The 21,915-nt window shown below is 45.8% G+C and carries 20 protein-coding genes; 9 read left to right on the forward strand and 11 right to left on the reverse strand.

Features of this window, described 5'->3' with window-relative positions:
- The first annotated feature begins 143 nt into the window (after positions 1-143).
- Positions 144-1,787, forward strand: coding sequence for a methyl-accepting chemotaxis protein (locus AB4405_RS22910; protein WP_372062943.1), 1,644 nt, complete (start codon positions 144-146; stop codon positions 1,785-1,787).
- Between the two features lie 22 nt (positions 1,788-1,809).
- Here the strand turns inward: AB4405_RS22910 and zntR are convergent, their stop codons facing one another.
- Entirely contained in the window at positions 1,810-2,226 is a 417-nt protein-coding gene (gene zntR, locus AB4405_RS22915; RefSeq protein ID WP_102468213.1) for a Zn(2+)-responsive transcriptional regulator, read from the reverse strand.
- A gap of 295 nt (positions 2,227-2,521) precedes the next feature.
- Between zntR and purH the strand changes: the two genes are divergently transcribed.
- A complete protein-coding gene (purH, locus tag AB4405_RS22920) occupies positions 2,522-4,114 on the forward strand; it encodes a bifunctional phosphoribosylaminoimidazolecarboxamide formyltransferase/IMP cyclohydrolase (RefSeq protein ID WP_102468212.1) in 1,593 nt (530 codons plus the stop codon).
- Between the two features lie 200 nt (positions 4,115-4,314).
- Positions 4,315-5,604, forward strand: coding sequence for a phosphoribosylamine--glycine ligase (gene purD / locus AB4405_RS22925; protein WP_102468211.1), 1,290 nt, complete (start codon positions 4,315-4,317; stop codon positions 5,602-5,604).
- A 71-nt stretch (positions 5,605-5,675) separates the two neighbouring features.
- Here purD and AB4405_RS22930 read toward each other — a convergent pair whose 3' ends face one another.
- Complete coding sequence (locus AB4405_RS22930; RefSeq protein ID WP_102470970.1) at positions 5,676-6,371, reverse strand: DUF1481 domain-containing protein; 696 nt, start codon at positions 6,369-6,371, stop codon at positions 5,676-5,678.
- A gap of 233 nt (positions 6,372-6,604) precedes the next feature.
- Entirely contained in the window at positions 6,605-6,877 is a 273-nt protein-coding gene (gene hupA, locus AB4405_RS22935) for a nucleoid-associated protein HU-alpha (RefSeq protein ID WP_102470969.1), read from the reverse strand.
- A gap of 319 nt (positions 6,878-7,196) precedes the next feature.
- Here hupA and AB4405_RS22940 point away from each other — a divergent pair, with 319 nt between their 5' ends.
- Complete coding sequence (locus AB4405_RS22940) at positions 7,197-8,306, forward strand: CNNM domain-containing protein (protein WP_372062944.1); 1,110 nt, start codon at positions 7,197-7,199, stop codon at positions 8,304-8,306.
- A 109-nt stretch (positions 8,307-8,415) separates the two neighbouring features.
- Here the strand turns inward: AB4405_RS22940 and AB4405_RS22945 are convergent, their stop codons facing one another.
- The gene (locus AB4405_RS22945) at positions 8,416-10,308 is read right to left on the reverse strand and encodes an ATP-dependent zinc protease (protein WP_372062945.1); all 1,893 of its coding nucleotides are present in this window, start codon (positions 10,306-10,308) and stop codon (positions 8,416-8,418) included.
- Between the two features lie 278 nt (positions 10,309-10,586).
- Here AB4405_RS22945 and AB4405_RS22950 point away from each other — a divergent pair, with 278 nt between their 5' ends.
- Positions 10,587-12,905, forward strand: a complete 2,319-nt coding sequence (locus AB4405_RS22950) for a Tex family protein (protein ID WP_372062946.1) — start codon at positions 10,587-10,589, stop codon at positions 12,903-12,905.
- 51 nt (positions 12,906-12,956) lie between these two features.
- Here AB4405_RS22950 and AB4405_RS22955 read toward each other — a convergent pair whose 3' ends face one another.
- On the reverse strand, positions 12,957-13,406 hold the full coding sequence (locus AB4405_RS22955) for an ATP-dependent Lon protease (RefSeq protein WP_102470965.1): 450 nt from the start codon (positions 13,404-13,406) through the stop codon (positions 12,957-12,959).
- Positions 13,407-13,668: 262 nt separating this feature from the next.
- Positions 13,669-14,466, reverse strand: a complete 798-nt coding sequence (bioH, locus tag AB4405_RS22960) for a pimeloyl-ACP methyl ester esterase BioH (protein ID WP_372062947.1) — start codon at positions 14,464-14,466, stop codon at positions 13,669-13,671.
- Positions 14,467-14,697: 231 nt separating this feature from the next.
- Here bioH and AB4405_RS22965 point away from each other — a divergent pair, with 231 nt between their 5' ends.
- The 4 genes from AB4405_RS22965 (at position 14,698) to cysQ (ending at position 17,594) form a co-directional block, all read left to right on the forward strand.
- Positions 14,698-15,234, forward strand: a complete 537-nt coding sequence (locus AB4405_RS22965) for a ComF family protein (RefSeq protein WP_372062948.1) — start codon at positions 14,698-14,700, stop codon at positions 15,232-15,234.
- A gap of 109 nt (positions 15,235-15,343) precedes the next feature.
- Complete coding sequence (gene nfuA / locus AB4405_RS22970) at positions 15,344-15,931, forward strand: Fe-S biogenesis protein NfuA (protein ID WP_102470962.1); 588 nt, start codon at positions 15,344-15,346, stop codon at positions 15,929-15,931.
- A gap of 276 nt (positions 15,932-16,207) precedes the next feature.
- Positions 16,208-16,765 (forward strand): ADP compounds hydrolase NudE, encoded by a 558-nt coding sequence (nudE, locus tag AB4405_RS22975; protein ID WP_372062949.1) that lies wholly within the window; start codon positions 16,208-16,210, stop codon positions 16,763-16,765.
- A 1-nt stretch (position 16,766) separates the two neighbouring features.
- Entirely contained in the window at positions 16,767-17,594 is an 828-nt protein-coding gene (gene cysQ, locus AB4405_RS22980) for a 3'(2'),5'-bisphosphate nucleotidase CysQ (RefSeq protein ID WP_372062950.1), read from the forward strand.
- Positions 17,595-17,692: 98 nt separating this feature from the next.
- Here cysQ and AB4405_RS22985 read toward each other — a convergent pair whose 3' ends face one another.
- From AB4405_RS22985 to gspJ, 5 genes are read right to left on the reverse strand one after another with little or no spacing between them, the layout of a single operon-like run.
- On the reverse strand, positions 17,693-18,451 hold the full coding sequence (locus AB4405_RS22985; protein WP_372062951.1) for a type II secretion system protein N: 759 nt from the start codon (positions 18,449-18,451) through the stop codon (positions 17,693-17,695).
- A complete protein-coding gene (locus AB4405_RS22990; RefSeq protein WP_372062952.1) occupies positions 18,451-18,945 on the reverse strand; it encodes a type II secretion system protein M in 495 nt (164 codons plus the stop codon). Before AB4405_RS22990 ends, AB4405_RS22985 begins: the two co-directional genes overlap by 1 nt.
- An 8-nt stretch (positions 18,946-18,953) precedes the next feature.
- Complete coding sequence (gspL, locus tag AB4405_RS22995) at positions 18,954-20,189, reverse strand: type II secretion system protein GspL (protein WP_372062953.1); 1,236 nt, start codon at positions 20,187-20,189, stop codon at positions 18,954-18,956.
- Positions 20,158-21,189: a type II secretion system minor pseudopilin GspK gene (gene gspK, locus AB4405_RS23000; protein WP_372062954.1), complete on the reverse strand. Its 1,032-nt coding sequence runs from the start codon at positions 21,187-21,189 to the stop codon at positions 20,158-20,160. Before gspK ends, gspL begins: the two co-directional genes overlap by 32 nt.
- The gene (gene gspJ, locus AB4405_RS23005) at positions 21,186-21,890 is read right to left on the reverse strand and encodes a type II secretion system minor pseudopilin GspJ (protein WP_372062964.1); all 705 of its coding nucleotides are present in this window, start codon (positions 21,888-21,890) and stop codon (positions 21,186-21,188) included. The genes gspK and gspJ overlap by 4 nt, the downstream gene beginning before the upstream one ends.
- Between the last annotated feature and the right edge of the window lie 25 nt (positions 21,891-21,915).

A 21,915-nucleotide genomic window follows, 5' to 3' on the forward strand; every position in this document is an offset into this window, starting at 1 on the left:
CCTGCGCAAAGCGAATGCCGTAAGGTACATTCATAATAATGATAAATACCAGTCAGACTACCTAGTTCATGATTACTTAAAAGTCAGCATTCCAATGTTTTTCATTGGTAATGTGTTCACTTTAAGAAAAAGGAGTTCTTAGAATGAATACCCAGTTTTTGCGCCACACGTCTATTCAGAATCGATTGTACCTACTGATCCTTGTTGTTTCAGTTGCGTTGCTTATTCCGCTCGTATTATCGCTTGTCGATTATGACAAGTCTTTGACCGAAGCAAAACAAACGAAGACCCGTCACTTAGTTGAAAGCGCACACACGCTCATCAATCACTATTACGAGCAGCAACAATCCGGTCAACTATCTCAAAGTGAAGCTCAATTATCCGCAATCGCAGCGATTAAGACGCTTCGTTATGACCATGGGGATTATTTCTGGATCAACGATATGACGCCGACAATGGTCATGCACCCATTAAAACCGGCACTCGTCGGACAAAATCTCAGCCAAGTCGCTGATCCAAATGGTAAGCGCTTGTTCATGGATATCGTTCAGGTCGCAAAAAGCCAGCAAGAAGGGCTCGTCAATTATATGTGGCCAAAACCTGGCGCCGATGCACCAGTAGAAAAAATCTCCTACATCAAGACTTTTAGTCCTTGGGGTTGGATCGTGGGTACCGGAGTGTATGTTGATGATATTCAAGCCCAGGTCTGGGGAGAGGTAAAAAGAGTTATGATCTCCGTTGGGGTTGCTGTCATCTTTATGCTTGCCTTTGCGACTTGGCTCAGCCGCAGCATCGTAACGCCTTGCCAAGAAACACTCAACGCACTCAACGACATCGCCAGCGGTGATGGCGACCTAACCCGTCAACTGCCAGAAAAAGGCAGCGACGAACTCAGCCAGATTGCGGCAGCATTCAACCGCTTCACTACTAAGCTAGGGCTTATCATTAACGATATTAAACCCGTGACTGAAAATATTACCGAGGCAGCCGTATCATTAAATAAGGTAGCTCAGGGTAGTGCCAGTAAATCTCAACAGCAGCAGCAAGCCGTCGATACCGTCGCATCAGCGATGAATGAGCTGCACGCCAGTAATCAAGAAGTTGCGAATTCAGCTCAACATGCCGCGAATGCAGCAAAACAAGCCAGCGAACAAGGAAGGCACGGCACAGAAGTCATTGAGTTGGCGTCGAGCTATATGCAGTCGTTGTCGATTCGTCTTACAGAAACGGATTCAAATATTCAAATGCTGGCCAATGATACCCAAGAGGTTGGTTCGGTATTGGAGGTCATCAGAGGCGTGGCGGAGCAAACGAACCTCTTGGCACTAAACGCTGCCATCGAAGCGGCCAGAGCAGGCGAGCAAGGGCGTGGATTTGCGGTCGTGGCCGATGAAGTCCGAACGTTAGCCACTCGGACCCAATCTAGTACAGATGAGATTGAACAAATTATTCAAAAGCTGCAATCTCAAGCCTCTGAAGTAAGCCAATCCATGGCACAAACACAACAACAATCACAAGCGACATTAGAGCAAGCAGCCAATGCTAAAAACGCCCTGACAGAGATCGACGATCAGGTTAACTCGATCCTTTCATTAAACCAGCAAATTGCCGAAGCCAGCTCACAACAAACCCTTGCCACCGATGAAATCAGTCAAAATCTGACACAGATTGCTGATCACGGTAGCCAGTCTGCACTCGAAGCGACAGCATTAGCTGAAGCTAGCGAACGCCTATTAGAAGATGGGCAAACCCTCACTAACGGCGTAGGTGCATTTAAGGTATCTTGATCGTAAACATATCACACTAGAATCAAGGGCGATCATCCGCCCCTGATTCTAGTGCCGCGAGTATCGAGCAGTGACTGGCATCATGCCCAGTTCCACAACAAGCATCATTAATCCTTTTCAACGCATTTCTGATTCGAGTTAACTCCGCGATTTTGTCGTCAATAACCTTAAGTTTGGCCGACGTAATCGACTTGACCTCCGAGCAGCTATGCTCAGTCGCTTCTAGCTTGATACCCAACAACTCTTTAATCTCATCGAGACTAAGCCCAAGCGCTTTAGCCTTGAGAATAAATGTGACCTGTGCCTGACTTTCTTCGCTATACAGTCGGTAGCCAGAACCACTTCGCCCTGCGGGTTGAAATAAGCCATTCTTTTCATAAAAACGCAACGTATCCGCTGTGACTTTGCAGCGTTTTGCTAACTCACCTATCTGAAACATAACCGTTTGAATTAACCTCTTCATTACAAAATGGATGTAAAAAGCTTTTTTATGTACTTTTTTATGCGATGCCAAACGATTGCGCGAGCTTTTTTGTAATAGATTGGTTAGAATACGCGCCAATGGCATCGTTGATGTTTTTTTGTGCAAGGGTCATTGCCTAAATAGATAATAAACCGTCCATAGGGTCGTGGAAAGTCATCTGTTTTGGCAACCATCTTTGGCCGTGAGTAAGCTAAACCAAATGGCTTACTCACTGCAACGTTAACTCTGTAATTTTGAGGAAGACAGAAGCATGAATAACGCTCGTCCAATTCGCCGCGCTCTTATCAGCGTATCTGACAAAACTGGTATTGTTGAGTTTGCACAAGCACTCTCACAACGCGGTGTTGATATCCTTTCTACTGGCGGTACTGCTCGTCTACTGGCTGAGCAAGGCATCGCTGTCACTGAAGTATCTGATTACACGGGATTCCCTGAAATGATGGATGGCCGTGTTAAGACACTGCATCCTAAAGTTCACGGTGGCGTATTAGGCCGTCGCGGTCAAGACGACGAGATCATGGCGACTCACGGTATCAACCCAATTGATATGGTTGTCGTTAACCTTTATCCATTTGCAGAAACCGTTGCAAAAGAAGGCTGCACACTTGCTGATGCCGTTGAGAACATTGATATCGGTGGTCCAACAATGGTTCGCTCTGCGGCCAAAAACCACAAAGACGTCGCGATTGTTGTTAATGCACATGACTACCAACGTGTTATTACAGAAATGGACGCAAACGAGACTTCTCTAACTCTTGAGACTCGCTTTGACCTTGCTATTTCTGCCTTCGAGCACACAGCGTCTTACGACGGTATGATTGCTAACTACTTCGGTACTATGGTTCCTAGTTACGGCGAGAACAAAGACGGCGATGAAGCCTCTAAGTTCCCTCGTACGTTCAACCAGCAATTCGAGAAAAAGCAAGATATGCGCTACGGTGAGAACAGCCATCAAGCTGCCGCATTCTATGTTGAAGCAAATCCTGAAGAAGCTTCAGTCTCTACCGCTCGCCAAATCCAAGGCAAAGCCCTGTCATACAACAACATCGCTGACACTGACGCCGCTCTTGAGTGTGTGAAAGAATTTGACGCACCAGCCTGTGTGATTGTGAAACATGCAAACCCATGTGGTGTGGCACTAGGTAAAGATGTTTTAGAAGCCTATGACCGTGCTTTCCAAACCGACCCAACATCAGCATTTGGCGGCATCATTGCCTTCAACCGCGAACTGGATGCCGCGACAGCAACGGCTATCACCGAGCGTCAGTTCGTTGAAGTCATTATTGCACCATCCGTTTCTGCTGAAGCCGTGGCTATTATTGCAGCGAAGAAAAACCTTCGCCTGCTTGAATGTGGTGAATGGTCAACGAAAACAACCGGTTTTGACGTGAAACGCGTCAACGGCGGCCTACTTGTTCAAGATCGAGACCAAGGTATGGTTTCGGCTGACGACTTAAAAGTGGTCTCTAAACGTCAACCAACAGAAGAAGAACTGAAAGATGCACTATTCTGCTGGAAGGTAGCGAAGTACGTGAAGTCGAATGCGATTGTTTACTCAAAAGGTGACATGACTATCGGTGTGGGCGCTGGCCAAATGAGCCGAGTGTATTCTGCGAAAATTGCAGGTATCAAGGCGGCTGACGAAGGGTTGCAAGTGGAAGGTTGTGTGATGGCCTCTGACGCTTTCTTCCCATTCCGTGATGGCATCGATGCAGCGGCAGAAGCTGGAATCAAATGCGTCATTCAACCAGGCGGATCAATGCGCGATGACGAAGTCATTGCCGCAGCAGATGAACACGGCATGGCCATGATCTTTACTGGCATGCGTCACTTCCGTCACTAAGAAATAATAAAGGCACTCGCCAAGCGCTTGAGCCTTTTCTTTCGTTCTAATCACTTTTCATATCAGATCGTTAGTCTGATTAAAGAGTGATTAGAAATTTTAATTTTAGAGCTAAACTAGTTTGCTATCCCAAGAAAAACAGAGGGCAATAGACGAGAGTCTACCCAGCAACATAGTGGTGCTATCAAAGGTAAAATGAAATGAATGTATTAATTATTGGTGCAGGCGGTCGTGAACACGCTCTAGGTTGGAAAGTCGCACAGAACCAAGATGTTGACACTGTCTATGTTGCCCCTGGTAATGCAGGCTCAGCACTTGAAGCAAAGCTAGAAAACGTCGCGATTGATGTTGAAGACATCGCTGGCCTAGTGGCATTTGCTCAAGACAAAAAAATTGAATTAACGATCGTTGGCCCTGAGGCCCCGCTTGTTATCGGTGTTGTAGATGCATTTCGCGCTGCTGGCCTACCAATTTTTGGTCCAACAGAAGCCGCCGCTCAACTTGAAGGCTCAAAAGCATTCACAAAAGATTTTTTAGCGCGCCATGATATCCCTACCGGTTACTACTCTAACTTTACCGAGATTGAGCCAGCATTGGCTTATGTTCGTGAGCAAGGTGCTCCTATCGTCGTAAAAGCAGATGGGCTTGCTGCGGGTAAGGGTGTGATTGTAGCCATGACGCTACAAGAAGCAGAAGATGCTATCAAAGACATGTTAGCAGGTAACGCGTTTGGCGAAGCCGGTAGCCGCGTTGTTATCGAAGAGTTCCTTGATGGCGAAGAAGCCAGCTTCATCGTGATGGTTGATGGTGAGAATGTCTTGCCAATGGCCACCAGCCAGGACCATAAACGCGTAGGTGACAAAGACACTGGACCAAATACTGGTGGTATGGGCGCTTATTCTCCCGCTCCTGTCGTCACCAAAGAAATCCACGATCGCATCATGAACGAGGTTATCTACCCGACGGTTCGCGGTATGGCCGCTGAGGGCAATCCATACACTGGTTTCCTTTATGCTGGTTTGATGATCGATGCAGATGGCACACCAAAGGTTATCGAATACAATTGTCGATTCGGCGATCCAGAAACACAACCAATCATGATGCGTATGCAATCTGACATGGTTGAGCTATGCCTTGCTGCTATCGACAAAAAACTCGATAAAGTAGAGTCTAAGTGGGATCCTAGAGCTTCTATTGGTATCGTTTTAGCTGCCGGCGGCTACCCAGCGGCATACAACAAAGGCGATGTGATTTCTGGACTGTCCACCCAAGATGTCGAAGGTGAAAAAATCTTCCATGCGGGCACAGCCGATAAAGACGGCAATGTGGTTACCAATGGGGGGCGCGTTCTCTGCGCAACCGCGCTGGGAAATACCGTATCAGAAGCACAGCAACGCGCTTATGAACTCGCGAAGCAAGTCAGTTGGGATGGCATGTTCCATCGTAACGACATCGGCTACCGCGCGATTGCTCGTGAACAACAAAAATAAAAGACTTAGTTTTATTTATTGCAAATAAAAGGGCGCTCATTATGAGCGCCCTTTTCTACAACCATCGTGGCCTATTCTTCGGTAATCAAAACCGGTCTCTCGAGACAACTTGTACTGCCGTCGGACAACATTAACAACTGCTCAACGCGTACCCCAGTCAAACGAGTACTGCCGAGAAAGGCGACATAGCTTTCGACCTCAGCCAATCGCTTAACGACAAAATCAGGCAAACTCTGCTCAAACTTTATGTTTTGGAAGGCTATGTCATTGCATGTTTCTAGCGTTTTCCCATCCCAATGCCCCTGAATAAGCTCTAAGCCATCTTTATCTTGCTCTTTGACTCGTTCCGCTAAAAGCGCCGCTTCACGCTGATAATTCTCAAGCTGCGCACGTTTCACCGGTAACACTTTACCATCGCGACGATATTGCTGATAAACCGCCTCTCCGTCTTTATTAAAACGGACATGAATACGATACTTTATCGACTTGCTGTTCGCGTCTTTTTGGAGTCCCTCGCGCACAAATTCACGTAGCTCCCCACCATTCCAGCGATAGTTTGATTTATACCAACCATAATCATTCATGTCGACGTAATCAGCGGCACTGTAAGGCTTACTTAAGCGCTCCGTGTACCAATACAAACTGGTTGCATCACCTAACGTCTGTCCGCCCGTGAATTGCGAATATTGATTAATACTTGGTGATGGCGTAGAAGCACACCCAGCTAGGGCGATGGCGAACAATGATACCAATAGCGTCTTTTTCATTAACGTTCCAATACCTCAAGTATCCGAATAAATTCTAGATAGTGACAGACACTCACAAAACAATGAGCATGTTAATAAGACCACAATAATGGCATGACGTTCATTTCAATTATGACAAAATAGAAAGGGAAATATTGGTAAAACAGTAGCGGATAAATAAGACGAAAAAGGTTTACCGATAGTCCTCTGAACGGAAATAAAAACACCGATGACGTATCATCGGTGTCGATTTATTACTTAACAGCGTCTTTAAGCGCTTTGCCTGAAACGAATGCAGGTACGTTTGCAGCAGCGATTTGGATTTCGTCACCCGTTTTTGGGTTACGACCAGTACGTGCAGCACGGTGATTTACTTTAAACGTACCGAAACCAATTAGTTGAACTTGGTCACCTTCGCTTAGTGCTTCAGAAACACCTGAAAGGGTTGCTTCAAGAGCTGTTTTTGCTTGTGCTTTTGATAGGTCAGCTTTTTCAGCAATAAAGTCGATTAATTGGGTCTTATTCATTAGGTTTCCCTTCTTTCATGTTATCGAGTTAAAGCCCACTCTAAATCATAAAGCCCCCATCTGGCAAAGGTTTGTAGGCGATCTTTATCCCTAATGATTGAGATTTCGCCGTTTTATGAGCAATAACTCACAATTTGTTATATGCAGATTGAATTTGAAGCCTTGTAATTTGCATTAGAAAGCCGCATAAAGACACTGCTGCACAAAAGATAAGCCTGATGAATCCAATTGGCAGCCCTATTTTATTTACACTCACCAATAATGCACAGGTTGAAATTTCAGCAAAGTTAGGTTGATGTGTGTACACACTAGGAAATAAATGTTTCTCTTAACGGTATATATTTCGATTGCGATCGGTGTTTCTTTTGTCTGTTCAGTCTTGGAGGCCGTGCTACTTAGCATTACCCCAAGTTACTTGGCGCAACTGCGTCAACAAGAACACCCAGCAGCAGAAAGACTGACCCAACTGAAAGCCGATATCGATCGACCGCTCGCGTCTATTTTAACCCTCAACACTATCGCTCACACCATTGGTGCGGCAACGGCCGGTGCACAAGCTGCCGTTGTATTTGGTAGTGAATGGTTAGGCGTATTTTCTGCAGTACTGACACTAGGTATATTGGTCCTATCTGAGATTGTTCCAAAAACCATTGGCGCAACATACTGGCGTCAATTGGCACCGTCAGCGGCAACAGTGCTACGTTGGATGGTATGGGCACTGACACCCTTTGTTTGGTTTTCTGAACAAATCACTAAGCGCCTTGCTCGTGGCCATGAAGCGCCTAAAATGCGCGATGAGCTTTCTGCAATGGCGTTACTTGCCAAAGAAAGTGGGGAGTTTGCTGAGGGTGAGTCAACCATGTTGACTAATATCATCAATATTCAAGATATCCCTGTAACCCATGTCATGACGCCAAGACCGGTTGTCTTTAGAGTGCCGGCAGAGATGACGATTAATGCGTTTCTCGATGAGCACAAAGAAACACCGTTCTCTCGACCATTGGTTTACAGTGAACAGAAAGATAATATCTTGGGGTTTGTGCATCGATTAGAGTTGTTTAAGCTTCAGCAACAAGGAGCCGGTGAGCAGCAGTTAGGGGCCGTCATGCGCCCTATCCATGTACTGTTTAATACGATTATATTGCCCAAAGCCTTTGAGCAAATGATGGCCGCACGTATCCATATTGCTATGATTGTTGATGAATACGGTACGATTCAAGGCATTATCACGCTGGAAGACATCTTTGAGCATTTACTCGGGCAAGAGATTGTCGATGAAGCGGATAAAACAACAGACATGCAGGAATTGGCATCACAGCGCTGGGAGCACTGGAAAGAAAAGCACAGCATGATTGATGGTTCTGATGAAGATGATGATGAGATCAGAGAACGATCCTCGGAATCTCAGCCGAAAAAAGACTCTGAATAATCAGAATCATAAAAAACGCCAGTGAGTCTCTCACTGGCGTTTTTTGTTACATCAGCATTTGTTATTATCACGCGATGGTGTTGATAACAAACCGCATTGCTACGATGCCTTAATGACTACCAATTTCATTGCCAAGTAGGAAGTTTTCATCACTACTTACTACCACCCCATATTTCAGGAAGTTTTTCCCCAGTATCATACTGTAATGGAAGCGCGCGCGGTCTTGTAGGTTGACTCGAATGGTCTTCTCTACATCCCCTAGTTTTACTCGCATCTCAACGACAGGGCGTACATTGGCTTTTTCTCCCTGTTTACCCTTAATACGCATGACATCGACCACTTCACGAGTGAACTGCTCTTTCATGCCCATATCATTTGAATAAGTAAACGAGACCATCTTTTTACCGTCTTTTTTAAACTGCTTGATGTTTAAGGCATTCATTGAACTTACATCAGCACCAGTATCAAGTTTGACTGGGAATTGTAGCCCTTCGACGGTCGCATTCTCGATATGCCCTGCGGTAAATACCGGGTAGGCATCGAGTAAATTTTCGCTACGTGTATTCACCAGTACACCGGCTTTATTCGCTTTCTTCCCTATGATTAAATACGGCGTATCACCCTCATCACTGTCCAGAGCCTCCAACGCAAATTCAACATTGACGTCTTTACCACCAACAATAAATTCTCCGTCAACCACGGGTCTAACGGTATCGCCTACTTTTATCTTTCGTAAAATGGTTTTTCGAATAATCTCATCATTACCACGAGCGTTGGATAGGTAGTACTCCACTTTATCTCGCCCTTTTGCTTCAATCATTTCGAAACTGGCTACTTTAAGTAACGGAGTACTCACCGTAAACGATGGCTCAGCTGCCAATTTATAACCATCCAAAATCACACTTTCAACCGGAGAGATCACGAGTGGGTCATCACTCATTCGGGCTTTAAAGCTCTGCTTTTTCTTTGTCAGTTTATTCTTAGCGTTTGTATCAACAATAAAGTACTGATTCAGCGTATTAAGCCCCAAACGAAGCTGAGTGCTATTTGATGAGCGGTCTTTCAAATACACTAAGATTGGCTGCTCAAACTCTTTTTCGCCTTTAAAGGTGACGTAGACCAATGGATATTCATTGTCGCCAACTGAGAGCATTTTGACTAAAGGATAGGTGACGGCTTTGCTCATGGTCTTATCTTTACCGACCAAATCAAAGCTCACCGTGGCGTCTTTCTTGTTCACCTTGATATTCTGGGCATTCAAAATACTGTAATTATTTTTGAGTGAGACACTCACGTCTAAAGCCACATCATTCACAGAGCCCACTTCGCGACGACCAATGATTTGCGCGTCTTTTTGTGCCTGTAAATAATCATACCCAGCCATCACCCAGGCATTGTTCGCCAAGAATGTTTTACCAATTAAGACCGGAGCACTAAAGTCATTACGATTGGTCAGGTTGACTTCAGTATCAACCGTTTTACCGGCAATGGTCATTGGAAGGGTCACGACAGGTCTATAAATCGGGGTCGTGCTAGTACGACTTCTGATAACACTTGTTCGCGTCAAAGGGCGCTCGATCTTGATTTTCTCACCCGTATAAGGGTGACGCACAGTGAAACGAACCGTGCCTTGGAAATTACGCTGATCATTATCGAATTCTTCTAGCCACCAATCACTGGCCGAACCACCGTATTCATCTACGATAGTTTGCATGAGTTTTTCATTGCTCAGCCCTTGGTATTTAGGGTTTTTACTGACAACTTCAATATCTTCAGCATGCATTGATGTTGTATCGGCACCCGTATCAATCTTACCAACAAATGGCACGCCATCGAGCGCCTCAATACTTGGGTAATAGACGTTTTCCACTCGCCCTAATACGATCTTATCTTCAATCGTCAATAAGGGGGCCTGGGTCGTAGAAAGATCAGGTGCGGCCAACGCCCACCCGCTGGTCATAGAGGCTAAAATTAGTGCCAATTTAATTGCTGATTTTTTCATTATAATACATCCATTCACTGACCGACCGACTGAGGGTATCCGAATTACATAAGACAACGAGCATCCATATTTCTCATCGCTACTCCATTAACTTTACAGAAAACTAACGGAATATCCACGCGCATATCAATAAATTAGCAAATTCATACCGTTTTTCACCTTTGAAATATGGAGAAAAATGACGAGGCAATTGCAAACTTAGCCACGAGCCCTTATATCCTAAGGATATCAAAGGAAGGATATTTCCTTTCTCTCACATAACAAAAGAGATTACACGGATGAGCCATGCTATCTGTCAACTAATTGCTAAAGAGCTGAACGTCAGTGCAAAGCAAGTAGAAGCCGCAGTCACACTTATTGATGACGGCAACACCGTCCCGTTTATTGCCCGCTATCGAAAAGAGGTCACCGGGGGACTTGATGACACCCAATTGCGTAATCTTGACTCACGTTTAAGCTATTTAAGAGAGCTTGACGATAGGCGCCAAACCATTCTGAAGTCGATTAATGAGCAGGGCAAACTGACCGACGCATTAACTCGTGATATCAACGCGGCTGACAGTAAAACACGCCTTGAAGATCTTTATTTACCCTACAAGCCAAAGCGCCGAACCAAAGGGCAGATTGCCATAGAGGCAGGTTTAGAGCCTCTTGCTGACCTGTTATGGAATCAACCTGATAATGAACCCGAAAGCACAGCCCAAGGTTACATCAATTCCGAAAAAGGCATTGCTGATAGCAAGGCAGCCCTAGATGGCGCACGCGCTATTATCATGGAGCGCATAGCGGAAGAAGCCAGCTTACTTGAGAAAATTCGTCGCTACTTAACCAGCCATGCTGAGCTCTCATCAAAAGTCGTCGCGGGTAAGGAAAGCGAGGGTGAAAAATTCAAAGATTACTTTGAGCATAACGAAAGCATTAATAAGGTGCCGTCTCACCGAGCACTTGCCATGCTTAGAGGCCGAAATGAGGGCTATCTGCAACTCTCTCTTAACGCCGACCCTGCGAATGAAGAGAAGGTTCGTGAATCCTACTGTGAAAGTATCATCGCCCAGCATTATGGTATTCACTTAAGCTCGGCTGCCGCCGATGCATGGCGTAAGCAGGTGATTAGCTGGTCATGGCGCATCAAAGTGTCAATGCATATGGAAACCGAGCTAATGGGCGCGTTAAAAGAGCGCTCAGAAATTGAAGCTATTGAGGTGTTTGCTACCAACCTAAAAGACCTGTTGATGGCAGCGCCGGCAGGTCCCCGTGCCACATTAGGTCTAGACCCGGGCTTACGCACGGGATGTAAAATCGCCGTGGTTGATGCCACAGGTAAAGTACTGGCAACCGATGTTATTTACCCTCATGTACCTCAAAAACAGTATGACAAATCAGCCCATATTATTGAGCAATTGATTAAGAAATTTAATGTCGACCTTATTGCCATTGGCAATGGCACCGCTTCTCGTGAGAGCGACAGTTTTGCTGCTGATGTTATTCAACGTGGCAATCACAAGGTTCAGAAAATCATTGTGAGTGAGGCAGGAGCTTCTGTGTATTCTGCATCAGAGCTTGCGGCAAAAGAGTTCCCCAACATGGATGTCTCGTTGCGTGGTGCGGTCTCGATTGCTCGTCGATTACAAGACCCGCTCGCTGAGTTGGTGAAGATTGATCCAAAATCCATCGGTGTAGGCCAATACCAGCACGATGTCAGTCAAACCATGCTGGCCAAGCGCCTTGATGCCATTGTCGAAGACTGTGTAAACGCCGTCGGTGTGGATGTTAACACTGCCTCCTCCGCCTTGTTAACCCGAGTCGCTGGCCTATCGACAACACTGGCGCAAAATATCGTCGATTATCGAGATGAACATGGCCGATTTGAAGCTCGAACGACACTCAAGAAAGTCGCTCGCTTAGGCCCTAAAGCATTCGAACAGTGTGCCGGTTTCTTGCGTATCATGGATGGGAAAAACCCACTGGATGCTTCCTCCGTTCACCCTGAAGCCTACCCTGTCGTCAAAGCTATTGCCGAGCACACAAACAAGCCGGTTAAATCGTTGCTAGGCGATAGTGCGTTTTTAAGCTCACTTAGAGCCGTTGACTATACCAACGATAGCTTCGGCCTACCGACGGTAACGGACATCATCAAAGAGCTCGACAAGCCAGGTCGAGATCCAAGACCTGAGTTTAAAACGGCAACATTTGCCGAAGGCGTTAATGCGGTGTCAGACCTAGAGCCGGGAATGATATTGGAAGGCGTGGTGTCCAATGTGGCCAATTTCGGTGCATTTGTCGATATTGGCGTGCACCAAGATGGTTTAGTGCATATCTCTGCGCTCACAGACCGCTACGTCTCGGATCCAAGAGAAGTTGTCAAAGCCGGAGATATCGTTAAGGTTAAGGTCATGGAAGTCGATGCAGCGCGTAAACGAATCGGCCTATCTATGCGCTTGAACGACGAGCCTGGGCAAGACAACCGAGCCTCACGCGGCGCAAAATCAACGCCGACACATAAACCCACGACTAAGCCTCGCACTCCTCGCTCAGAGTCTAATGACAATGCCATGGGTGGAGCCTTTGCAGCGGCTTTCGCAAAAGCAAAAAAATAGGTCACGCGGTCTTTAAGCATGATAACGGAGTACCGAGTGGGTGCTCCTTTTTTATGTCACGGCAATAATATCTGACGGCGTATTAGGGGCAACCGAATGCCCATAATGATATCGAATCACGGTGCGTCTTTTGGCCATACGCCCAGCCATGATAGCGGCTTCTAATATTTTAGGTGGCAACCTGAAACGCATGGCGTAACCCTTACCTTGGCTCGCGCTGTAGGTATTGATTGAAAGTAAGTGAAATAAGCGCTCAATCGGGTCATCCAATGTCCGTTGCTCACCTTCTTCATCATACTCAGGGTGCTCTGCAGGATCCCAAGCATTGCGCTTCCGGCTTTTTTCTTCCTCGTTGAGTCGCCGCTCTGCATTGGTCCTCGCAAGCTCTACCGTAGGGATGATCGGCTCCCGCACTTTATTATCACGTGCAACCTGCTCTGTCTGTGGGTTAACAGAAGAGGCGACGATGGGGGCACTAATACTGTTGGGCGACACTATCACTTATCACTCTCCTTTCTATTGAGTGAAAAAACTAATACTGCACAATTTAGTAAAAAATGGGCTTTAAGCGCTGGACTTAAAGAAGCCATAAAAAACACAAACCCTGCCACCCCTTACGAATGAGGCTCACGGCGTCATCACATTACGACAAAGATGACATTTATAGTTTGTCTAATAAACGTATCGGAAAGTTATCCAAAACCTTTACTCATTTAGCATAAAAAAGCAGCAAAACCACGTTACCTCACTGCTTTTCGGGAATTCAGGCTTTCTGAGGGTCAAGAATGCCTTTAACGATTAGCGAGGTTAATTGATCGATAAAAGCATCCAACTCGGTAATAAACGGCGCGTGGGATGACCCAGAAAAAATATGGCTATGGTGATCAAGATGCTCATCATTAAGCATACTGGCGACATTGACTGGCACCAAACCATCTAGGCGTCCGTACCATCGATGTACTGGCATTTCTAGGTCTTGTAACACTGGACGTAAATCAAGATTACCTAGCCAATCCAACCCTAAATGGAGTGCCTCTTGGGCCGGTGCTGGACGAGACAATACCGCTTCTTTTAATTGCTTCACATCCTTACGTGCGCTTGGGCTTCCCATCGCTTGCAGTGCCATAAACCGCTCAATAGTCAGCGAAAAATTAGCTGAAAGCTGCTCTGTAAATGCATTCAACACCTCTTTTTTTATACCTTTCCACGGTAAGTCCTGAGAGAATTTAGGTGAGCTGGCTAAGGTAATAAGCTGAGAGACGCGGTCTGGCTGTTGACTCGCAATTTGTGTCGCAACCAAACCACCTAGTGACCAACCTAGCCATATAGCCTGCGCAGGTGCATCTCGTAAAACAAGCTCGACCAATTCAGGTAGTGACTGACATGAAACGTCGCAGCTCAATCCGTAACCAGGAAGGTCAACGGTATGTACCGTAAAACAGCCTTTCAGGCGTTGCGTACATTGGTCCCAAACAGCACCATTCATTCCCCAACCGTGGACTAAAACAAGGTCCGGGCCTTGCCCATCAGTTTGCCAGTGAACTTTCACATCTTGACTCACATTCTCTCCTACTGATTTCCAACTTTGTTTACTTCATTTTCCTTCATGCTAATCACTATCTCACAAACGTCAACTGGCACCATCATAATGCGCAATACTATTCTAATACGTAAGCGTTGCTATATTTGTGGCTTCAGCATAACCCACTCATTAGGGCATAACCTATGGTGTCATTATTGCCAACACTATTTGGATCAAAGCGCACCACGGTGTACACAATGTGCCTTACCTTTGTCTCATGAATCACGCCTCTGTGGCCAATGCCTCAAATCACCACCACCTTGGCATACCATGCAGTGCGTCGGCGACTACCGATATCCACTTTCATTATTTATTCAAAAAATAAAACAACAGCGCCAATTCTGGCTACTCCCACCTTTTATTAACATGTTGCAGCAACACGTGCCTAAACCGGCACCAGTGCTTATCTCCGTTCCAATGGTGTGGTATCAAGAGCTTTGGCGTGGCTTTAATCTAAGTGAAATGATGGCACAACAACTCAGCGCGGCTTGCCCAGATAGTCAGGTTCAGCAGCAAGTCTTTAAAAAACACCTCAACACACCAAAACAAAAGTCATTAGACCGAAAATCAAGGCAAAAAAATGTGCGTCGCGCCTTCTCATTACAACAAGCACCACACGCTAAACACGTCGCCATTATTGATGATGTGGTCACAACTGGCGCTACGGTTAAACATTTAAGTGAATTATTACTTGAAGTGGGCGTAGAAAAAATTGATATTTACTGTCTGTGCCGCACACCAAACTGATTTTGCTCACTCGATGTCCTGTACAGACAGTGAACAAATAATTTTGGCTTCCGCTTAGTTCAAGAGTAGAATAGCGGCAATAACCTACATATTTACTCGGGTATTCGTCGTGTCAAATCCAATTACTATTACAGAAAGTGCACAGAGTCACTTTTCAAAACTTCTGGCTCAACAGCCTGAAGGTACCAGCATCCGTGTGTTCGTTGTGAACCCAGGTACACAAAATGCAGAATGTGGTGTGTCATACTGCCCACCAGAAGCCATTGAAAGCAACGATACAGAATTTAAATACGAAATCTTAACGGCGTATGTCGATGAGCTTTCTCTTCCTTTCCTTGAGGACGCTGAAATTGATTTCGTAACGGACAAAATGGGCTCTCAGCTCACGCTTAAAGCACCTAATGCTAAGATGCGTAAAGTCTCCGATGATGCGTCATTAATGGAGCGCGTTGAATACGCAATTCAAACACAAGTGAACCCACAACTTGCAGGCCATGGTGGTCATGTCAACCTAATGGAAATCACAGACCAGGGCGTCGCCATTGTTCAGTTTGGTGGTGGGTGCAACGGTTGCTCGATGGTCGATGTCACTCTAAAAGAAGGCATTGAGAAGCAACTGCTAGAAGAGTTCTCAGGTGAGCTAAGCGCCGTCCGTGATGTAACAGAGCACGATCGCGGCGAGCACTCTTACTACTAGAGTCAATCTCTGAACGATTTACCCTTGAGTAAATCACCGACACAATGAACGGAGCGTAAAGTTTATCTTTACGCTCCGTTTTTTATACGTCGATATTCGTGTATTAACAATCAGGCATAACACAACGCATCCATCTCAAACAAGATACCAACGATAAGTAATTGTTGCTTAACCTAGCATCTTGAAGTTAGTTAGGTATATATTAACCACTACAATAAATACTGCGCTATGGGCTCAATATCTATATGTCGTCGCGCAATGCTAAGGAGAATACCCATGTCGTCCAAGCAAGGACCCGAAATCTTAGCCCAAAAAACCGTTGCTGAATCTAGATTGTTTAAAATCGAAGCGCTAGATTTACAGTTTTCAAACGGGGTTAAGCGAACCTACGAACGCATGAAGCCAAGCGGCCGGAATGCGGTCATGATGGTTCCGATTACTGAACATGGGGATCTTTTATTAGTGCGCGAGTACGCAGCTGGCACCGAGCGCTATGAGCTAGGCTTTCCCAAAGGGTTAGTTGATGAGGGCGAGTCTGCGGACCAAGCGGCAATAAGAGAGCTTAAAGAAGAAATTGGATTTGGTGCTCATTCTTTAACACCACTCAAAGAAGTCATTTTAGCGCCTTCCTACTTTTCGAGTCGCATGACGCTGTTCGTGGCGCAGGATCTCTATCCAGAAAAGCTGGAGGGTGATGAGCCAGAACCATTAGAAATAGTCAAATGGCCCCTCGCTCAAGCCGATGAATTACTCACACATTTAGATTTCTCAGAAGCTCGTTGCATCACGGCTCTACTGCTGATGCTCAAAATGAAACCAACACTAGGGCTGTAACGTGACGAATTTCAAACCTGACCTTTCTCATCACATTCCAGATGTCATCGATATTGCTCGCTCAGCTGGACAACTGATTCTCGATATCTATGAAAAAAAAGAGTATGAGTCTTACACCAAGGACAACGACACCCCTGTAACCAGTGCGGATTTAGCGGCGCACAAACTCATACTTGAACAACTTTCGCAACTGACTCCTGACATTCCGATCTTATCGGAAGAAGATGCCGACGTTAGCTTAGAACAACGCTCTCAGTGGCAAGAGTACTGGCTCGTCGACCCTCTTGATGGCACTCAGGAGTTTATTGCTAGAAGCGGTGATTTTGCGACAATTATCGCCTTGGTACGTGATAATCAACCTATTATGGGGGTGGTCTACGCACCGGTTTCTGGTGTGACTTACTATGCCTATCAAGGTAAAGGTGCGTGGAAAATTCCTGAGATGGATGAAAATTTGAGGATTAACATACACACTCATGAAATGGCCAATCAATCCATCTCTATCGCGATTAGTCGTCGACAAAATATTAATCGCATTACTGAAAAGATGAGTAATGCGTGGAATTACGACCTAGTACCATTAGGGTCTGCGGCCCTAAAAGCCTGCTTAGTTGCTGAAGGGGCTGTCGATTGCTACCTAAGACTGGGACCAACTGGCGAATGGGATACCGCAGCCACACAATGTATCGTACAGGAAGCTGGGGGAGCAATACTGAGCACACACCTCACGCCGTTATCTTACAACTTACGTGAAACCCTAGAAAACCCCAACTTCATTGTTATTGGTGATCAGGCCTTGCCTTGGGATTCAATTCTTATTGCTCAGTAGTGACTGAGCCTCACTTATAGTGCAGACAAAATACAAAAAGGCGGTATACACCGCCTTTGCTATGACATCCAACCCATCACTTATTCAGCCTAGGCCCCCTAAAAACGCCCTTTGTAAATAAATGAATATCGACCTTCATTATCCGGATTACCTAACCATTTGAGTTGCTGCTTCATTGAATTAGGGAAGTCAGAGCCCGGCTTAAACCAAGCTTGTGAATCATACTCTCGGCTCGGCTTTAGCTCTCCAGTAAACTCACTCGATACTTGAGCGCTGCTTTGTCCACCCTTCGCTGATAGAACGCTATCGTTACAGGTGAGATCAACAACCGTAGGCCCAAAGCTCAAACTCCCGACGGGTGTTTCTACATAACCAGCATTCCAGGAGAGCGAACCGTCACCTGTACCGCACCAAGGTGATTGATATTGCAAAGAGCGTATAGCAAGCTCGAACTGTCCTCCCGCATTGACTGGCACCGGTGGCGTGTAGATATCAAGTACACTTTCCGCGGGAAGAGATGCCAACAACGTATGAACATAAGGACCAGAAAAGTTGATACCCACGTTCCCTTTACCGGCAATACCAAGCGTACTACCACGACCAAATCGCACCGCATATTCGGGTGATAACGTCAGTAAGCTTGACCATGAAAAATGCCAACTCACTTCGCCTAGCTGCTGATGTTGGTAAGTCACATTTTGTGCTCTACCTTGCCATATAGTGCCTTCCGTACCATCAATAACCAGTGATGGTGGCAGCGATGCCACGCTCAATACCACTTGGGCCGGTGCATGATAAATCACACTGGCTGTAAAGATGGTCGTAGCGACAACCACGTATTTTATCGCACGCTTCATTAACCGCCCCTCTTAAACTGCAAGCGATTCACTTCGATAACACCGCTTTGGTCAGCCTTATCGATATCCATAATCTCAACGTTAACGCCATGCGTCTCTTGAAGATAAAACAACCAGTTGACATAGAATTCAAAAGGAATCGGTTTGATCCACACCTGAAGCTCATCACCTCTTGGCTGCATTCGAATCAGCTCAACATTGAAACGCCCCGTCGAAGAGGTAATTATTTGGTTCAATGCTTGTTTTGAGACCACTACACCACCAGCCTGACGTTTCTCACTAATCTGGTCAGCCTGTTCTTTCACCCAGGATAACAACTGTTTTTCAGACTGTATTCGTGACTGCGCCAACTCCGTACGCACAGCAAAAGGAGAGAGAATGCCCCAGTAAATAATACCGAGAACAAGAAGCGCTGAGCACACCATAACGAGCCGCTGCTCTCGCTGACTGATTGATATCCACCAGCTCTGCGCTGTTAATAGTAATCCTTTCATCTTTCGACCTACTTATTCTTCAAGACAAAGTTGCCCATCACCAGTTCGCCATTGCGATTCAATGGGCCTTGCGACACCTCAAACTGAGTCTCAAGCTTGACCTTAGCCGATTCAAAGCTTTCAAAATCTCGGCTGGTGACACTCAACCTAACTTCATTGCGATTGCCGTCAAAGGTAAAGCTCATGACTTGCATTCCATTTACTTGTCCAATCGTATCAGGGAGTTTTGCTAGCCATTCCAGCGCAGAGCCGCTTGAAATACCAGAACCACCAAGCTTCGTCAGCTCATCTTGCATCTGTCTTTTAAGGTAGCTGACAGTAGGTATCCGTTTCTTATCAGGAAAAACGGACCGGAAGATACGCTCACTTTCAGCCCGGTACGCCACGGCCTGTGATTCATATTGGCTAACCAAGACAACTTGCTCTGCGATCAGCGCAACCAGTAAAATACCTGCCGCAATCGCAACTTTCTGCCATACTTTCCAGTATTTAATAAACGAGGTTTTAGGTTTTAGGTCTCCCGTCAACAATGTTGCGGTACTATCAACCGCGCCTTGCGACAAAAGTGCCATCGGCATCTCAATCGGTGCAGGTTGCCAGGTTATATGAGGTGAACCACGCAACATTTCATCACTGAGTTCTGAATACACATCCACAGTAATCGTTTTGTTTTCAGTGTCGTCCGATACAGTGGACAAGTAATCCGACTCAATCACCGCTGAAAGCCATGGCTGGTCCACCACCATGCCCGCCCACTGACTGGTTCTAAATAACCACTGCCCACTTAATTCAATCGCACTAATCGATGGTAACTCAGGTAGCGCTAATACATCTGGCACCACCTTTTTCACCTCAATACCACACGCTGAGAAGCTTGCGAGCACTTGAAGTAGATAGGCTCTATCTACGGCACAGACCATGGCTTGACCGCTCTGTTTATGCAGAATAGAAAAATGTAAATCATCCACATCTTGGGCGATATCATCCTCAATTAAATAAGGCAACATAGTTTCAAACTGGCGAGTCGCCCCTGCTGGGATCTCAACGTCTGAAAAATGGACATCTTGAGAACATAGAATGAGTAACGTCACTCGCTGTTGAGCGTACTCTTTGATGTTTTCTAGTTGCTCAAGACTCTCCAGCTCTCCACTGGCTATGACTTCCTTTTGTCCAGTCGACCACACAGCCCAGTGAACTGGACTATTCGGCTGACTATTCAGTCGAACGGTTAAGAACTCGCTCACTCAATCCTCCAAATCGACGACGTACTACCGCCACTTCTTTTCTGTCTTCGCTATAAAACAACGTTCTCAATCTCAGTCGTGATTCATCAACCACCACCTGAGCATCAAGCTCAAAATACACACTATCGACCGACAAATATTGCGAAGCTTGTTTGCGAGTATTCTCGCTCACGCTTCCCATTTGTGATTCGGCAAAAAATTTATCAATACCAGACCAACCATCAAAAGGTCTATTTTCCAGCAGCTGCAACGCATTGTCTCGCGAGAGATTTGGCGAAAATAGTGCCACCAGCAGATCAGCATCTTCAACTGCGAGTGTATTTACATTCAATTGCCATGTCGCAATCGGGAGTGCACATATTGCTGTCCCTAATTTAAGCATCACATCGCCGTTCATTTGGTTGATCGCACGAAGCTCCGAGCGATCAGACAATAATCCATTCGCACTCATATAAGCAGGAGATAGCGACTCGTAATAACTATCTCCAACACCGGATACTGATCTCACTGTTGTTTCTTTATTGACGAATTCCCAGGTTGAATCAGCAATCTGCTCTGCTTGGTAATTCTCGACATCATATTGCTCGAGTAATCTTTGAAAAAACTGCACCAAAAATGGCTTTATGTTGCTATTGGCATTCGGGGCAACACTGGATAAGGCGTTCACATTAAAACACGACTGCATATCCACAATATGCCCAGTGGCCTCACCATAATCTAACGGGTAGGTTCGCTCTTCAATAGCCCAAGGCTGATTAAGATTAATGCTGTCTTTATTGTCTTTAAAGCTTTCTTTAATTGCCACCTCAGCCAAAGCTTCAACACCAATCGAATACCAGTAGGCCTGTTGATAATTAATCTGATTATTGGCCCTGATAAATTGGCTAAACAAACGCTCAGACATTGTCGCAGCTATCGATACCATAATGGCCAGTAGCAATAAAATCACTATCAGTGCGACACCTTTTTGTGGAGAGGAATGAGATCGCTTCGGAATCATGAGTTGCCGCCGCCTTCATTGCCACTATTTCCACCTTGGTTCGCACCACCAGCTGACGATGACGATCCAAGAGTGCCATTCGGTGTCAGATAAATTCGAGTAATTTCACCATAGTCTTCAAGTTCTAGCTTGATCTCAACCGCTTGAGGTAGCACAAGGTCTTGTTGCCAATCTTTCAGCCATGTCTCACCGTTGTAAAAACGCATATCCAAAGCCGTTACCTTAGTTAAAATAGATCGCTCTACCGGTAACTCTCCGACGCTCGTATCGGGGTATCGCCACCATAGCCTTTGCAACTGATTGTCTTTGATACGATAGCCAATCTTCGCCACCTCTCCGCGAGGAAATTGACCTTGAGGGTTTATCCAGCCAGAACGGGTAAACAGCACGCCTTTTTCATCCGAGTCTAGCAAGTTTTGTTGCCAGAGAATCAAGCGAGATGATGCGACCTCTCCCTCATGACGAAACTGTCGTAATGCCATTTGTCGAAAGTCACTATCCAGGTAGACGAACGCTCGCTGAACTTCTTGTAAACGCGTACTGCGCTCTTGAGACAGTTCATTGCTGCGCTGCACCTGATTCACAACCTGATATGCCGCAACACTTAAGCTGGCAAAGATAGCCATAGCCACTAACACCTCAATGAGCGTAAAGCCACGTATCGTTCTTCGATGTGTGTTTATCAGCCTTTCTTTACTCATTCTTCGGTCACAACCTAGCGGATAA

The organism is Vibrio sp. 10N.261.51.F12, from assembly GCF_041471725.1.
Taxonomy (GTDB): domain Bacteria; phylum Pseudomonadota; class Gammaproteobacteria; order Enterobacterales; family Vibrionaceae; genus Vibrio.

Excerpts from the sequence above, each read along its gene's own strand:
- AB4405_RS22910 (WP_372062943.1), top strand. The coding sequence starts at position 144 with ATGAATACCCAGTTTTTGCGCCACACGTCTATTCAGAATCGATTGTAC.
- zntR (WP_102468213.1), bottom strand. The coding sequence starts at position 2,226 with ATGTTTCAGATAGGTGAGTTAGCAAAACGCTGCAAAGTCACAGCGGAT.
- purH (WP_102468212.1), top strand. The coding sequence starts at position 2,522 with ATGAATAACGCTCGTCCAATTCGCCGCGCTCTTATCAGCGTATCTGAC.
- purD (WP_102468211.1), top strand. The coding sequence starts at position 4,315 with ATGAATGTATTAATTATTGGTGCAGGCGGTCGTGAACACGCTCTAGGT.
- AB4405_RS22930 (WP_102470970.1), bottom strand. The coding sequence starts at position 6,371 with ATGAAAAAGACGCTATTGGTATCATTGTTCGCCATCGCCCTAGCTGGG.
- hupA (WP_102470969.1), bottom strand. The coding sequence starts at position 6,877 with ATGAATAAGACCCAATTAATCGACTTTATTGCTGAAAAAGCTGACCTA.
- AB4405_RS22940 (WP_372062944.1), top strand. The coding sequence starts at position 7,197 with ATGTTTCTCTTAACGGTATATATTTCGATTGCGATCGGTGTTTCTTTT.
- AB4405_RS22945 (WP_372062945.1), bottom strand. The coding sequence starts at position 10,308 with ATGAAAAAATCAGCAATTAAATTGGCACTAATTTTAGCCTCTATGACC.
- AB4405_RS22950 (WP_372062946.1), top strand. The coding sequence starts at position 10,587 with ATGAGCCATGCTATCTGTCAACTAATTGCTAAAGAGCTGAACGTCAGT.
- nudE (WP_372062949.1), top strand. The coding sequence starts at position 16,208 with ATGTCGTCCAAGCAAGGACCCGAAATCTTAGCCCAAAAAACCGTTGCT.
- AB4405_RS22985 (WP_372062951.1), bottom strand. The coding sequence starts at position 18,451 with ATGAAGCGTGCGATAAAATACGTGGTTGTCGCTACGACCATCTTTACA.
- AB4405_RS22990 (WP_372062952.1), bottom strand. The coding sequence starts at position 18,945 with ATGAAAGGATTACTATTAACAGCGCAGAGCTGGTGGATATCAATCAGT.
- gspK (WP_372062954.1), bottom strand. The coding sequence starts at position 21,189 with ATGATTCCGAAGCGATCTCATTCCTCTCCACAAAAAGGTGTCGCACTG.
- gspJ (WP_372062964.1), bottom strand. The coding sequence starts at position 21,890 with ATGAGTAAAGAAAGGCTGATAAACACACATCGAAGAACGATACGTGGC.